This is a genomic window from Cytobacillus sp. NCCP-133, assembly GCF_026011715.1.
Lineage (GTDB): Bacteria > Bacillota > Bacilli > Bacillales > Cytobacillaceae > Cytobacillus.
Genome location: NZ_BRVM01000008.1, coordinates 140,933 through 154,741 on the forward strand (window position 1 = coordinate 140,933; position 13,809 = coordinate 154,741).

At 41.7% G+C, this 13,809-nt stretch carries 15 protein-coding genes and 1 pseudogene; all 16 read right to left on the reverse strand.

Annotated elements, in window-relative coordinates; genetic code table 11:
- Positions 1-16: 16 nt before the first annotated feature.
- Positions 17-739, reverse strand: coding sequence for a KDGP aldolase (locus NCCP133_RS11650; RefSeq protein ID WP_264805150.1), 723 nt, complete (start codon positions 737-739; stop codon positions 17-19).
- On the reverse strand, positions 736-1,848 hold the full coding sequence (locus NCCP133_RS11655) for a DgaE family pyridoxal phosphate-dependent ammonia lyase (protein WP_264805151.1): 1,113 nt from the start codon (positions 1,846-1,848) through the stop codon (positions 736-738). Before NCCP133_RS11655 ends, NCCP133_RS11650 begins: the two co-directional genes overlap by 4 nt.
- Positions 1,849-1,859: 11 nt before the next feature.
- Positions 1,860-2,534: a DUF4310 family protein gene (locus NCCP133_RS11660; protein WP_264805194.1), complete on the reverse strand. Its 675-nt coding sequence runs from the start codon at positions 2,532-2,534 to the stop codon at positions 1,860-1,862.
- A 25-nt stretch (positions 2,535-2,559) separates the two neighbouring features.
- Positions 2,560-3,345, reverse strand: coding sequence for a DUF4311 domain-containing protein (locus NCCP133_RS11665; RefSeq protein ID WP_264805152.1), 786 nt, complete (start codon positions 3,343-3,345; stop codon positions 2,560-2,562).
- 10 nt (positions 3,346-3,355) lie between these two features.
- Positions 3,356-3,709 carry a DUF4312 family protein gene (locus NCCP133_RS11670; RefSeq protein ID WP_264805153.1) on the reverse strand — a complete coding sequence of 118 codons (354 nt, stop codon included), beginning with the start codon at positions 3,707-3,709 and terminating at the stop codon, positions 3,356-3,358.
- 4 nt (positions 3,710-3,713) lie between these two features.
- A complete protein-coding gene (locus tag NCCP133_RS11675) occupies positions 3,714-4,073 on the reverse strand; it encodes a glycine-rich SFCGS family protein (protein WP_264805154.1) in 360 nt (119 codons plus the stop codon).
- 16 nt (positions 4,074-4,089) lie between these two features.
- Positions 4,090-4,419, reverse strand: coding sequence for a PRD domain-containing protein (locus NCCP133_RS11680; protein WP_264805155.1), 330 nt, complete (start codon positions 4,417-4,419; stop codon positions 4,090-4,092).
- Complete coding sequence (locus NCCP133_RS11685; protein ID WP_264805157.1) at positions 4,391-5,548, reverse strand: amidohydrolase/deacetylase family metallohydrolase; 1,158 nt, start codon at positions 5,546-5,548, stop codon at positions 4,391-4,393. Before NCCP133_RS11685 ends, NCCP133_RS11680 begins: the two co-directional genes overlap by 29 nt.
- Positions 5,545-7,380, reverse strand: coding sequence for a BglG family transcription antiterminator (locus tag NCCP133_RS11690; RefSeq protein ID WP_264805158.1), 1,836 nt, complete (start codon positions 7,378-7,380; stop codon positions 5,545-5,547). The genes NCCP133_RS11685 and NCCP133_RS11690 overlap by 4 nt, the downstream gene beginning before the upstream one ends.
- A 294-nt stretch (positions 7,381-7,674) precedes the next feature.
- Positions 7,675-7,824: pseudogene (locus NCCP133_RS11695) on the reverse strand (DUF4372 domain-containing protein); the annotation flags it as partial.
- 217 nt (positions 7,825-8,041) lie between these two features.
- Positions 8,042-9,238, reverse strand: a complete 1,197-nt coding sequence (locus NCCP133_RS11700; protein ID WP_264805159.1) for a CbiX/SirB N-terminal domain-containing protein — start codon at positions 9,236-9,238, stop codon at positions 8,042-8,044.
- A gap of 312 nt (positions 9,239-9,550) precedes the next feature.
- On the reverse strand, positions 9,551-10,531 hold the full coding sequence (locus tag NCCP133_RS11705) for an ABC transporter substrate-binding protein (RefSeq protein WP_264805160.1): 981 nt from the start codon (positions 10,529-10,531) through the stop codon (positions 9,551-9,553).
- Between the two features lie 23 nt (positions 10,532-10,554).
- Positions 10,555-11,319 carry an ABC transporter ATP-binding protein gene (locus tag NCCP133_RS11710; protein ID WP_264805195.1) on the reverse strand — a complete coding sequence of 255 codons (765 nt, stop codon included), beginning with the start codon at positions 11,317-11,319 and terminating at the stop codon, positions 10,555-10,557.
- Positions 11,320-11,321: 2 nt separating this feature from the next.
- Positions 11,322-12,362: a FecCD family ABC transporter permease gene (locus NCCP133_RS11715; protein ID WP_264805161.1), complete on the reverse strand. Its 1,041-nt coding sequence runs from the start codon at positions 12,360-12,362 to the stop codon at positions 11,322-11,324.
- The gene (locus tag NCCP133_RS11720; protein WP_264805162.1) at positions 12,359-13,195 is read right to left on the reverse strand and encodes a class I SAM-dependent methyltransferase; all 837 of its coding nucleotides are present in this window, start codon (positions 13,193-13,195) and stop codon (positions 12,359-12,361) included. The genes NCCP133_RS11715 and NCCP133_RS11720 overlap by 4 nt, the downstream gene beginning before the upstream one ends.
- A gap of 64 nt (positions 13,196-13,259) precedes the next feature.
- Entirely contained in the window at positions 13,260-13,799 is a 540-nt protein-coding gene (locus NCCP133_RS11725) for a cob(I)yrinic acid a,c-diamide adenosyltransferase (RefSeq protein WP_264805163.1), read from the reverse strand.
- Between the last annotated feature and the right edge of the window lie 10 nt (positions 13,800-13,809).

Below are 13,809 nucleotides of genomic sequence, written 5' to 3' on the forward strand. Positions count from 1 at the left end.
AAAGCTCCTTTTTACTTTAATTCAAATTCCATTCCATGCTCACTAGCTGTTCTATCTTCTCTACTTCGGTTTTGCTAGTCTCTTTATTTACTAGAGAGGTATATAAGTGAGGAATGACCATTTCTGCACCGTTCTCAATGCAAGTCTGGACAATCCGATGTACATTTTCCATGTTAATCCCACCTGTAGGTTCGAAAACTTTCAATCCTGCCTTTGAAGAAGCTTTTGCCATTTCAGCTACTTCATCTAGTCTCTTATCTCCGTTTATCGGATAAAATTTAACTGAGTGTACCCCTATTTCAGCAAGCATGGAGGCTGCCAGATCACACGATACCTTTTCTTTATAACCAGAACTATTGGCGCCAGTTGAAATGTATACTTCACCCGGAGTTCCGGAAGGTTCAATTAACGCATTAACAATGGTTCCCGAAAAACCTTGCTGTGTAATCCGTCCGAGTGTATAGCCTGCTGCTGGGAACACTTGATTTATATGTTGAGGATTAGTTTTGGCAGAAACGTCAGCTACCTTCTTCCACATCGCAGGGTCGCCATCCCCTAATCCTACTGAAACAGGAATATTATGTCTCTTAAACAATTCTACTTGGTCAATAGCTGCTTCAACATTCGAAAAATTTTTAACCATTACCCCTACCAAGACTCTGTCTCCCGCTGCAGCCACTAGCTCTTTCGCGTTGACTGCATCCTTTGCTAATACATTAAAAACGACTTTATGGTTCATTTGGGCTGCTCCTCATTAAGTATACTTTTTATTGTATTTGCAATAACTTCTTCTTGTCCTTTAAGAAGAGGGCGAGGATCCACCGCTAAAATGCCAATATTAACATAATGATGGCGAAGATAAATCGCCGGATTCCCTATTTCAAGCCGGTGAAGAAGCTGTTCTGCAGTCAAGCCTGCCTTATCAGTATCAACTTCAATTTGAGCCCTATATATTGCTCTTCCCGCTTCATCCTGCTTGATTGAGCATGTAAGGCCATTAACAGTTTTAAGCGATTCACACAGTTTTGTCATTCGTGCAATCTGGTCATCTGGATTATCTTCTTTATATGGATATTGCCTTAATGCTGCAATGAGCCCTGCAACACCTTCTTTTCCAATTTTCATTGGGCGCCCTATGCCTTTGTATTGCATTCTGCAAGCTTCCATCAGATCCTTTTTGCCGCAGATCAAGCCTGAAGTTGGTCCTTCAAGCGCTTTTCCGCCGCTGTAAATGACAATGTCTGCACCCATCTTAATATACTTTTTGAAGTCTTCCTCTGCAGCTGCATCAATTATAAATGGGATATTATTAGCTTTGGCAATTTCCATCATCGTTTCAATCGGCTGCATTCCTTTTTGAACAGCATGGTGAGACTTTACATATAGCAGCGCAGCTGTTTTTTCCGTTATGGCCTGCCGAATATGATCAGCTTCCACTTTATTGGCGCTTCCAACCTCAACCGCGCTGCCGCCTCCTATACGGATCATTTGACCAATACTAGCACCAAAATGGATTTGCTGGCCCTTTTGAATGATAATCTCATTCCTGAGCCCCTCTGAATCTGGAATTCTCTCAATTAATGTGAGGTTTTTTCCGGTAATGACAGATGCAACTGAAATAGCGATTCCTGCAGCTGCCCCGCATGTCGGACAGCCATCTTCTGATCCTGTATATTCTGCTATCACTTTGCCTGCGAACTCCATCATCTCATCAATATCAACGTAATCCTGTGATGCCTGCTTCAATGCCTCTGCCACTTCATCACTGACCGCAGATGCACCCAATGCTGTCATTTTCCCACTGGCATTGATAACCTTTCGTAGTCCAAATGATTCAAAAACACTCATTTTATTCACACCTATTCTAAAGAGATTGGGAAGATAGCTCCAAATATCATTGCACCTAATATAGCTCCACCTGCAACAGGTTTTTTCCAGACATAGAAAATAGCTGCGCCAATAATCGATCCAATTCCGATAGGTATCGATGCACTTGCTGCTGAGATAACGATTAAAGGTCCAAGGAATCGACCCGATGTATTACCTGCACCCATCATAATGTCCGCTCCGAACGTCGAATTAGATTGATTTACTGTGAACTTCCGGATTCCAATAATGACATATCCTACAATGACCCCAAGCAAAGCTCCTGTAATTAACGAAAGAACAAAGTTTTCCAGAGGCGCAGTAATCCCAGATGCTAGCAATAAGGCAGGGACCCCAATGCCAATACCAGTTTGGAGCGAGCCACCAATATCCAAGATTCCAACGAGTGAACCTTCTAATATTCGTGCAAATAAGAAGCTTGCTCCAAATGCTGCTGCAGCTCCATATCCAGCCCCTTGAATTCCTGCTTCTAACATAGCTACGATTGCAACATCATTAAAAGCACCGATTTTATAAACATAATACATATGTGTACCAGCAAAGATACCTGATGATAAAAGAGCTACTAAGATAGGGAATGACCAGTCCGCATACCAGAAGTTTTTGCTCAAATCAATTTCTGCCTTTTTATTTATCTCCTGATCCATTACGCGAGCAGTTTGAGAACTCATTTTACTTCACCTCTAATCCTATTAATTTATGCAAGTCTTTTAGCCATTCAGGTGTATTTAAATACATGCTTTCTAATAACCTAACATCGAATCCCCGGAAGAATGCACTTAACACAAAAAGTAAGATAACAGAAGTAATCAATGTTTTCGTCACTCTATTCCATCCGCTGTCATCGACCCCTTTGCCGATTAATATCCCTAATACTACACCTGGTACAGCATTCCCCATAATTAAATGGGCAGCCCCTCCAAAGATCGTCCCCCAAAAACCGGAACGTTTTCCCGCATCAAGTGCTGCAAGCCAAAAAATGACAGGCATGACGGGATTAATCAATAAATTCGCAGCAGGTACAAGCACCTTTATGGCAATGGCCTGAAGAGATTCAGGAATTGCAGATGCCGTCAAATTCAGGAAAGCAACTACGATAACTCCCATGATACCCCCGGCGATTGCCATTTTCTTAGGATTATGCAGGGTATCTTCCGGACGTTTGCCTTTACGCATAAGGACAGATGCAGCCCAGTTCGGAATGATTCGATGATCCACATCTTGTGTGAAAGCTCCAGCTCCGACTGAAGAAGCCCAAGCGTTAAAGAAGAATCCAAGTCCGAAAGAAAAATGGGACGCTGCGTCACCTGCGCAAGCATTCAATTCCCCTAAAGTACGGAAAGCCCCCATTCCCTGCACTTTCGGTGCGTGAAACATTCTGGCAGCCCCTGCTCCAACCCCCACACCGACAAGGGCGCCAATAATGATCGATTTGATCGCTATTTCCAATACCTCCATGTTCCCCCTCCTATTTCTCTGTTATTTGGTCATTTTGAAAGATTCCATTCACAACTCCGCCAGATTCTTCAATTCTCTTAAAATCAATCGACTTAACATTTAGCAGAGTCGCTTGAACATTGACATCCAAAACAACTTTATAAGTTTGTCTTTTCCTTGGAAAGAAAAAGAGCAGAAAGCGTTCTATATAGGTTTTTTCAATAGCTTCAAGTACTTCAATCCCCAACGGTTCAATGCGAATCATCATGGATTTATGTTCATCTAGAATTTTTTTCTGTATTTGTCCCAGTGCGAAATTAATAGCATGTTCTTTAGTCCTACCGGCGCCTTCCACTCTGACTTTTTGTTGAATAACCTTTTCCATAGGGTTACACTCTTGCTTTCATATAAGCTTCAGTAATACGTTTTCCTAATTCCTCAACATCCATAAAACCAAATCCAAGAACGCGTTTGCCTTCATTTACAGCAGTTACGCCCTCTTCAATGGAGCGCATACCATAATGGGCAGGATATCCATATTTTGTTTGTGCAGTGATTGCTCCTGCACCGCCACTTCCACAAAAAGATAGCCCCAAATCCGCATTTTCAGCTTTCATGACATCTCCAAGCCGCATATCTGCGCCAACACCATTAATAACTATTGCCTTCCCGCCAGCGGCTTCAACTCCTTTAGCCACATTCTGACCTTTTCCCAAACGATCTCCAATTACTACAACAACTTGACTCATAATCCTATTCCTCCTTTTAATCATTCAGCCTGGCAGATTCAAAATGGATAGAAAGTAGGTATTTCTCATCTTTGTGTAAATCCGGCAGTATCTCACAAATCTTATTTGCCATATTAATGGAACCCTCTGAAACTTCTTGGAACAGGAAGGTATCTACAGGCTGAATTTTTTCATTATGCTTGGATCGATATACCATAGCTGAAATGTGAGATAACAAAGATAGCCTTTGTGCATTTGTCATCACTACGTTTTCCTGAGATAGGAGCTGTTCTGCAAAATTCATTATTTTTTTGCATAATAGAGGTTCTTCACTTTTTTCATAAAGCTCTCGTGTTTTTAATTCCATCTTTATTCTTGTATGCCACCTTTCCAGTCTTTAAGGTCATGTATGGAGTAAGAATTTGATGACAGGCCAATTCTTCCCCTTCAGAATCCGCTAGGTGCACACTCTTTTCTTCCAGGCTAAAAATAGTCATATCTGCTCTAGTACCCATTTTAAATGTCCCTTGTTCAGATAAATGCAGCGAATCTGCAGCCTGTTTCGTGACCGCCGCCACTACTTCGGTTAAAGTATAGCCAAGGGAAAGAAGCTTTGACATCGTAATCATGAGGCTTCCGACAGGGTGCGAATAATTATTTTTGTAAATATCAGTGCTGATGGTAAATGAAAGATTATATTTTTCTTTAAATTTTCTCATCGTTTTATAGCTAAAACTTGAAGTACCATGGCCAACATCGAACCGGACACCCCTCCTAATAGCATCTATGCCTTCTGGAATCATTTCTCCTGACTGTTTTAAGACTCCATGTTTTTTTCCATGAAAGGCATGTGTAACAATATCCCCTTGAACAAGAATGGGGAATATTTCTTGTAAATTCGGAGGGGGATTTCCTATATGGACCATAATGGGTTTATGTAAGTTGTCTGCTAGTTTCCTGGCATGTTTCAACGGCTTGATCCCGTTGTCCTTCACAACAGATCCACTCATTCTTGCCTTAAGGCCGACAATGCTTTTTTCGCATTTAAAAATCTCCTGTGCTTCCTCAATCTTCATCAAATCTTCTATATTAGCAAGTTCTGAAAGTCCATGACAGAGCCCTTTTTTCGAAATGTTCAGAAAGGCCAAAATCTCTGTTTTGCTATGGTTGATTATTTCTTCTTTAAATATAGAGAAATTATCATAACCAGAGCTCCCTGCATCTACAATTGTTGTTACACCCTGTTCAACACCTACAACATCTGGATCTATGCCCAGTTCTGTATAATCTTTAAAGATATGCGCGTGTAAATCAATAAACCCTGGGGAAACATAATATCCTGTTGCATCAAGATACTGAATCTTACACTGATCCTGATTCAGAACCTCTCCAACAGGAGCAAATCTCCCATTAAGAATGCCGATGTCCATTTTCTTTATAGATAAGTTATCTGGGTCAATTACGAAACCATCCTGAATGATTAATGCTTCATTCATACCATCACTTCCCATTTTTTAAAGTATTGTAATAGAGTAAAAACCTCAACATTATTAACATGTAAGTCTTTATCTTCTAAAATACTACGGACTTTATTCATCATTTCCATGTCACCCTCCAACAGCTGTTGGCTTGTATGGAAATAATGATCATATTGCTTGTCAAAATAATAGCGGTGAACCATTAAGAAAACATGAATTTCAAAAGCATTCTTCCAATTTTGGTTCGATTGAATTGGAAAAGCCTCCAGTAAAGCCTGAGTTGCTTCAAAGCCTTTTAAAATAATCTCCTGGCTGAGGCTTTCGGCGTCATCATTTATCGTATGTGCTTTTTGGTCCTCGAGTAGTTGATTGACTTCAATAGCTTCCGATCCGATCAGCTTCTTCATTTGAGCCCTGATCGCTTCAATATCACTTTTTCCCGGCAGAGGCTCTACGACAACAACAGGAATTTTTGTTTCAACCGGAAAAACACTTACAATCATATCAACTTTTTCATTCTGGCAAATCTCTTCAACGTCCAGAAGAGAACAATAGCCAACAATTTCTACTGCCGGAATTTCTTTTTCAACACGATTCTTAATAAGTCGTGCTGCACCTCTTCCAGTTGAACATACATAAAGAACTTTTACTTTCCGTTTTGGCTTAAATGTATTTTCATAAGAAACAAGAAAATGAAGGACAATCAAGGAGGTAAATGAATCCTGAGCTATTAACGCATGATGTTTAATAAAACGATGGCATGCTTCCTGTACATGTTTGAAAAGTTCAGGATGATTCCTTTTGATTTCTTCCTCCATAGGATTCATTTCTTTTAAATAAAATGATCCATTTTGAAACCTTAAAGATAAATGGGCAAGTAAATTGCTGTTAAGCTTCGGATCATTTTGATAATCAATTCTTTCAAGCTTGCTAACGTGATGAATTATTTTTTCTGTTATGGCCACAGCATCTAATGATTCAAATTCCTTCTCTAGCCCGCCTGAGATATAGAGAAATTCCTCCTCTAATAAAGGCAGCTGCATTTCAGTCAAAACTTTTTCCATAACAGAAGCTAAGAACTTAGATCCCTCATCCTGTAATTTGGACCTGTCTAAAACACGATAGCTCTTGATGGTATAGCCCATATTTAGTCTAATGACTGAAAAGGTAATCCGAAACAGTGATTTTAATAAATCAGAAACTCTCATTAAATTGGCCAATGAAGAGTCATACAATTCTTTCATCTGTTGCTCGATAGCTTTATATTCATCCTTTAGTGCATCATCAATAAGTAAACCAGTATCTTCTTCTGGCACCTTTTTCGTGATACGGGTTGTCATCTTATAGATCTCAAAATCATCTAAATCGTGATAGATGAGATGTTCAAGCATCAAACGAATCTGTAGCTCTTCCCCTAAAAGTTTGTATCCGATCCTTTGCTTGCGCTCAAGGTCTATACCCCAGGAGAGAAGAAATTCTTCGACTTTATTCAAGTCGTTTAATACGGTATTTCTGCTTACCTCCAATGACTCTGAAAATTTAGCAGCAGTAATATACTCATTGGTTAATAGCAGAGCGAATATCATTTTCCGAACACGAATTGTCTGATCAGGATAAATATTGGCTCGTTCAGATTGAGTAAGAGTTCTCCTCAACAGGATTCTGTCTTGATCACTGCATTCAAGCCAAATCCCCTTATTTGTTTGAGAGTGCAGCTGCCTATTCTGGGTTTTATACCAATCTCTAACTAGTTCCAAATCATACTTGATCGTCCTTGTGCTTACACCGTACTCCACAGACAAATCTTTAATCCTCAATGGGGATTTGGACATCAATAATTTGTTTGCCATTTGAAAAGCTCTTGCCGTTAACATATCCTCACCGCTCTACTAGTAGTTGCAATGTAATCGATTACACTTATCATTATAGAAAAACCCCACTAAGACGAACAGACAAAATTTCTTCACCTTTATTAGTGAAATCAAATTCATTGGAATATTCTAAATATTTAAATCCCTTTAAATATTTAGTCTGGCATTATAAAAGCCAGACCTTCTGTTGGCCTGGCTTGCGTTCGCTATATAAAAATTATACACTCTACTCTAATATTAGTAACCACTTCATCAAATAGCTACTCCCTACACGAAAAGACAATCACTTAGCGCATGAAAACTCTCAATTTCATGTAACTGGGCAAAAAGCAGGAATTTAAGGAACGACTCCGTCGTTAATTTTTTCGTATAAAAATTTAATTTCAATGTTTTCACATGTTCCTCAAATAAATGAGAATTAATTGGTGAAAACCATTATCCAAATGAATTTTTTCCTATAATCTTGTCCATGTATGATGTCCTTTATTAGTGGATTTGGATGGGTTACCACCTGATTAAACCATTATAAAGGACTTTTTCTTTACACAAAACAATAAAATTGAACATTTAGAGTACTTTTAATAGTGGAATTTAATTAATGCAATACTAGTGGTAAAATTTATAAAAAATATTTCATCTTTTAATGATGATGATGATGTTCATACCCATGTTCTGCCGCATATTTACGGAAATTATCTAAGTCCAGCATTCCTGTTGAGGTACCGTTTAAGGCCTGATTCATACGCTCCAGCAGTACGTTTTTTAACTTTGGATGATAGCCAAAATAATCTGCAATATCAATGGATACATCCTTACAAGTCGCTTTAAACTGATCTGCCATGTTATTCATTCTTTCCATTAATATTCCCGTAAATAAAAAATACGGAAGCATGATGATTTTTTTTGCACCTAATTTAATACAGCGTTCCATCCCATCCTGCACAGTTGGTGTCGTGACCCCCATAAAGGCACTTTCAACGATAGATACATTTAATTTCTCCCATAACAACCTGCTAATCTTATAAAAATCAGCATTTGCATAGGGATCGCTGCCGCCTCGTCCAATTAATAAAATAGCTGTGTCTTCATGCTTTTGATTCACATCTAAGCCAGTTTCAGCAAGTCTTGTTTTTAAAATTTCAAAGACTTCCTCATGAACACCGATCGTTTGGCCGTAGGTAAAGTGAATATCCGGGAAATGCTCTCTAGCATGTTCAATTTCTGCTGGAATGTGCAGTTTGGAGTGTCCGGCATGCAATAGGATGATAGGAATGACATGGATTTCATCTGCCCCTTTTTCAGCACAAAGCTGAATTCCGTCTTCAATATTGGGGGATGCAAATTCTAAGAAGCAGGCTTCTACCAAGAGGGCTGGGTCAATGTCGTTTCTCATTTGATCGATGAATCGGCGGACTTCGTGATTCCCTGCCTCCATCCTGCTGCCATGGCCGACAAATAGAACCGCTTTTTTCATTGGCCCTTTTCCTTTCTTGTATTTATCGATTCCTTTAATGCGGTTTTCATTGCGTTTTCGTTCGCCGTGTTCCATGGAGTAAATGATTGACTCTTTTTTCACTGCTTCATGAACAATGCCGCGAGCTGTTTCTTCTTGCTGGACCGAATACCAGGTTCCTTTTGGGTAATCAATGACGACGCATTTGTCTTTGCAGCGGCCGTTGCACCGGGTACGGGATGTGTGAATATGCTCGTCTAAACGGTTTTTCCGGATTTCATCGCGTATTTGCTGTGTGACTTCTTCTGCGCCTGCTCTCATACAGGTTGCGCCGTTGCAGATGAGCAGGTGACGCTGCATATGTTCTAAATTCCAGGTTGTCATTAGGTGACCTCCTTCTATTAATTTTGATATTCTAACTTGAAATCTTGTTTAGGCTTAGTATTAAGCCCGTTGATTTCAGCACGGGGCACTTGCTTTCCGTGGGGCGTGCGGTGAGCCTCCTCGGCTTCGCCTGCGGGGTCTCACCTGTCCCGCTTCTCCCACTGGACATTGAATAATCTACCCTGAATCAACACCGCACGAAGAAAATGCGAATGCATTTTCGAGGATCAAGTGCCCTCCGCTCCAATCAACTCAGCGGATATATTTAAATAACCGTTCAAAAGCAACAAAGTTCTCATAAACACCCAAATGTTAAAAAGCCTCCGGATAAAAACCTTTGGCCAAAACCTCAAGCGCTTCCCCAACACGAACTCCTTCAGATGCTGCAGACAGCGGCAGGATGACAAAGCGTTCATTTTGTACGGCTGGTGTCTGGCTTAAGGCAGGGTCTTTTTTAAGGAACTCTATTTTTTGTTCCGCAGTTGTTGAGGCATAATCGATCACTACGATGACATCAGGCTGGCGTTCTACTGCGTCTTCTTTTGAGACGGTGGCCCAGTTTCCTTTTACATCACCAAAGACGTTGTGGCCGCCTGCCATTGTGACAAGTGTGTTCATGAAGTTTTGTGTGGCGGTGAATACATCGGTTTCGCCGCTGTCATAAACCAGAACATCTAATGGGACTTTTACTTCGGGCAATTGGGATGTAATGGCTTCAATTTCTTGGTTCATTTGGGAAATTAGTTTTTTACCGCGTTCTTCCACCTGGAAAATCTTTGCGATATTTTGGATGTCAGCATAGATATCTTCCAGGGTGGGTGCCACTATCACAGATGATGATTGTAAGTAGCTGTTAATGCCTAATTCCTTTAGTTCTTCACGTGTTGCAATGTTTTTCTCATTGAAGGCACTTTCCCAGCCGCCATATAGAAAGTCTGCTTCTTTTGAAATGACTTGCTCTTTTGATGGATATTGTTCTGCCAATACTGGAACTTTGCCGTATGCCTCCTGTAATGGCTCATAAATTTCGTTATCCAAGAATGCAGTGCCAGCCATGGAATCTTCTAAACCAAGTGCCAGCATGATTTCAGTCACATGCTGATTCAATGATATCCCACGCTTTGGCGCTTCTTCGTATTCATTCACAAAGCCTTCATTTTCAATAACCACTTTCTCCGTCTGCTCCGCTTGTTCACTTTTCACCTGTGCTGTGTTTGACTCTTCTGCTGAGCATGCGGCCAATAATAATGCGGCCGCCAAGACCAGGAAAGTCCAAATTCTGCTATTTTTCATGTTCATAGGTCCCTCTATTCCATTTAATCGTTTGTGTAAAAAAATAAATGAAGCTTTTTGGTAAATGGGTTTTTCGAAACACCGGCCTGCATATGGAAGACTTCCTTCAATGTCTCTTCTGTCAGGACTTGCTCCGGTGTTCCCGACATATAAAGAGCTCCATCGTTCATGACAAGGAGCTTATCGCAATACCCTGCGGCCAGGTTTAAATCATGAAGGGCAGCCACAATGGTGATAGGCAAATCCTTCACTAAACCCATTAATTGATATTGATGTTCAATATCCAGATGATTGGTCGGTTCATCCAGAATTAATATGTTTGCCTGCTGTGCCAGGGCGCGTGCGAGCATTACCCGTTTCTTCTCGCCGCCTGATAATTGGTTAAACATGCGGTTTTCCAAGTGAAGCACATTTGCGAGCATCATGCTATCTTCCACAATGGCAAAGTCCTCCTTATTGTCAGGGGAAAGCCATTTTTTGTAAGGCGTACGCCCCATCATGACCAAATCTTTTACCGTAAAATCAAAGAGTACCGGAGTTTCCTGACTGACAACAGCTAACTCCTGAGCAAGCTTTTTCTGCGGGATATGGAGAATATCTTTTTCATATAACGTCACGAAACCGCTCGTTTGTTTTAAATGACGATAAATGATTTTGAGCATTGTCGACTTTCCGCTGCCATTCGGTCCAATGATGCCAATGAATTTTCCCTGTTGCACTGAAAAAGTGATATTGTTTAAGATTTGCTTGTCCGGCACTGAAAAGGACATTTTTTTGACCTGCAGCATCACTATTCACCGTCCCCAAAAGAATAACGCTTTCGCCTGAGCATCCAGATAAAGAATGGGCATCCGCAAATGGCGGTAATAATCCCGATTGGCATTTCTTCAGGCGCCAGCACCATACGTGCGGCCATATCCGCCCAAACTAAGAAAATGGCACCGATCAGAGCGCTTATCGGCAGAACCAGTTTGTAATTAGAACCCGCCAGCATCCGCACGATGTGAGGAATAATCAGCCCGACGAAGCCAATGCTTCCGCTGACCGCGACGACCACACCGGTCAGAAGGGATACAAAGAGAATGATAAAGATCCGAAACCGGTCCAGATTCACGCCGAGTGTCGCGGCCGTTTCCTCACCAAGCAATAAAGCATTAAGCTGCCGATAATTCATGAGCAGCAGAATAAAAACAAGCAGCAGTGAAAAAAACGGAATGCCAAGATTGGACCATTTCGCGCCTGCCAGACTGCCGAGCATCCAATGCATGACCGCTTGTATGCCGCCCTGCTGCTTGGACATCATCAGCATAAAATTGGTAATGGCGGATAACACCATCGAAACCGCAATCCCTGCCAAAAGCAGACGAATGACCGATATGCGTCCATTGACGCGTGCTAAAAAAAACACAATCATGACCGCAAAAATGGCGCCTAAGAATGCGGCCAGGGAAATGGCATAGACGCCCAGCATGCTGAATGCACCAAGTAAAATAACCGATGCCGCTCCAACAGATGCACCGGAGGATACCCCCAGAATGTAAGGATCTGCGATCGAGTTTTTCACTAATGCTTGAATGGCTGCCCCGCAAATGGCCAGTGCGGCCCCTATTATGGCCGCAAGTACAATACGGGGGAATCGTATATCCCAAATAATAACCGCCTGCGCCTTAGAAGCATCTGCTGCTATGAATATACCCAGCTTGGAGAACAGCACTTCCCAAATAAGGCTTGGAGTAATGTCCACAGATCCTACCATCACGGCAAAAGTCATGGAAGCAAGCAGCCCCGCGGCCAGGGCACCTATCAGTAATGTAAACCGGGCCCTGGTCATAGATGCTTCACAGGCTCCCAGCTGATAATGGCCGCATGGAAAGGATAACGGTATGCAAACTGGCCGTCCTCTTTGAAAATAAATCGTTCCAATGAAGCTTCCACATGTGCCTGCTCAAACCGGGGAGATAAGATTTTCTTGCTCCCGGCATCAAGTAACTGCTGCCATGTATCATAACGATGCTCCCGCTCAAGCTTTAATATTTCACAATCTGCATAAATGCCTAACTGATACAGCATGTTGACGATCATGATATAATCCCGGCGCGGGTATTTAATGTCATAGCCAAACCGCTCATCCAACAGTACGTAATGCGGCTGAATAGGGCCAGTCGTTAAGCCGATTATGGCACGTTTTTTTGCCAGCCTGTTCATTTTCTTCAGTGCTTCATTCATTTCATACATTCGATAAAAGCAGTTCACCCCCACCACAATATCATGCGGCTCCAATTGTGCTTCTTCCCATTTGCTGTGAACAAACTGGATACGGGCATCTTCTTCAAAGTACTGCTTTATGTATGTGAGCACACTCTTTGAACCATCCACCAGCGTTAACCTTCTGACATCCTGGCTGAGCGGAAAGGTATAGTTCCCCCATCCCGGACCGAATTCAATACAGCTTGAGTCTTCAGGGATATGCGGCTTCATTTTTTCATAGATTTTTTTTGAATACTCATCTGTTTGCTTGTATCCTTTTTTCTTCATGGACTGCATCCAAAAGGCTTCCTCCAGCTCATCATCAACCATCCGCTCCGGCATCCTGCCATGCCAATCCAGCATGCCTTCCTTCCAGAGCTTCTCAAAATCGTATTGCAAAGGGGATTCTTTTATCATTGAAATTCACCTCAATTCCCAAAACCTAACTAGATACTGGGTCCTAAATACCCGGGCAGGCTGCTTAGAACTCCAGCCCCTTCATGGCTTTAACATCTTGTTCGGCATAATAATGTTTGGTGGCATCAATGGTAGACACTAAATCGGCTAATTCGACAATGGCAGCATGTGCAGAGCGCCCTGTGATCACCAAATGCATCGTTTTTGGACGGTTTTGAATGGCCTCTAACACCTCAGCTAATGGCAGCACATTATCAATGGGAAAACGTGTGATGGCAAGGGCATTATTCAGTTCGTCCAGCACTAATACATCTGTTGTTTCATCTTTTAATTCTTCTTTTACCGTCTGCCAGGCTTTTGCAAGTGCTTTGCGGTGCTCCTCCGCTGTTTTCGTCCATGTAAACCCGATTCCTAATTGCACGGTTTCAACACCCAGTTTTCTGAGGGCCAGCTGTTCACCATATGTACGTTCCGGTGATTTAATAAATTGAAAGTATTTCACCTTCATTCCGCGGCCAATTGCCCTTAATGCGACACCAAGCGAAGCGGTTGTTTTTCCTTTGCCATCCCCCGTATAAACCAGCAGCATCCCTTTTTGTGCCATAGACCATTCC

Excerpts from the sequence above, each read along its gene's own strand:
- NCCP133_RS11650 (WP_264805150.1), bottom strand. The coding sequence starts at position 739 with ATGAACCATAAAGTCGTTTTTAATGTATTAGCAAAGGATGCAGTCAAC.
- NCCP133_RS11655 (WP_264805151.1), bottom strand. The coding sequence starts at position 1,848 with ATGAGTGTTTTTGAATCATTTGGACTACGAAAGGTTATCAATGCCAGT.
- NCCP133_RS11660 (WP_264805194.1), bottom strand. The coding sequence starts at position 2,534 with ATGGATCAGGAGATAAATAAAAAGGCAGAAATTGATTTGAGCAAAAAC.
- NCCP133_RS11665 (WP_264805152.1), bottom strand. The coding sequence starts at position 3,345 with ATGGAGGTATTGGAAATAGCGATCAAATCGATCATTATTGGCGCCCTT.
- NCCP133_RS11670 (WP_264805153.1), bottom strand. The coding sequence starts at position 3,709 with ATGGAAAAGGTTATTCAACAAAAAGTCAGAGTGGAAGGCGCCGGTAGG.
- NCCP133_RS11675 (WP_264805154.1), bottom strand. The coding sequence starts at position 4,073 with ATGAGTCAAGTTGTTGTAGTAATTGGAGATCGTTTGGGAAAAGGTCAG.
- NCCP133_RS11680 (WP_264805155.1), bottom strand. The coding sequence starts at position 4,419 with ATGGAATTAAAAACACGAGAGCTTTATGAAAAAAGTGAAGAACCTCTA.
- NCCP133_RS11685 (WP_264805157.1), bottom strand. The coding sequence starts at position 5,548 with ATGAATGAAGCATTAATCATTCAGGATGGTTTCGTAATTGACCCAGAT.
- NCCP133_RS11690 (WP_264805158.1), bottom strand. The coding sequence starts at position 7,380 with ATGGCAAACAAATTATTGATGTCCAAATCCCCATTGAGGATTAAAGAT.
- NCCP133_RS11700 (WP_264805159.1), bottom strand. The coding sequence starts at position 9,238 with ATGACAACCTGGAATTTAGAACATATGCAGCGTCACCTGCTCATCTGC.
- NCCP133_RS11705 (WP_264805160.1), bottom strand. The coding sequence starts at position 10,531 with ATGAAAAATAGCAGAATTTGGACTTTCCTGGTCTTGGCGGCCGCATTA.
- NCCP133_RS11710 (WP_264805195.1), bottom strand. The coding sequence starts at position 11,319 with ATGCTGCAGGTCAAAAAAATGTCCTTTTCAGTGCCGGACAAGCAAATC.
- NCCP133_RS11715 (WP_264805161.1), bottom strand. The coding sequence starts at position 12,362 with ATGACCAGGGCCCGGTTTACATTACTGATAGGTGCCCTGGCCGCGGGG.
- NCCP133_RS11720 (WP_264805162.1), bottom strand. The coding sequence starts at position 13,195 with ATGATAAAAGAATCCCCTTTGCAATACGATTTTGAGAAGCTCTGGAAG.
- NCCP133_RS11725 (WP_264805163.1), bottom strand. The coding sequence starts at position 13,799 with ATGGCACAAAAAGGGATGCTGCTGGTTTATACGGGGGATGGCAAAGGA.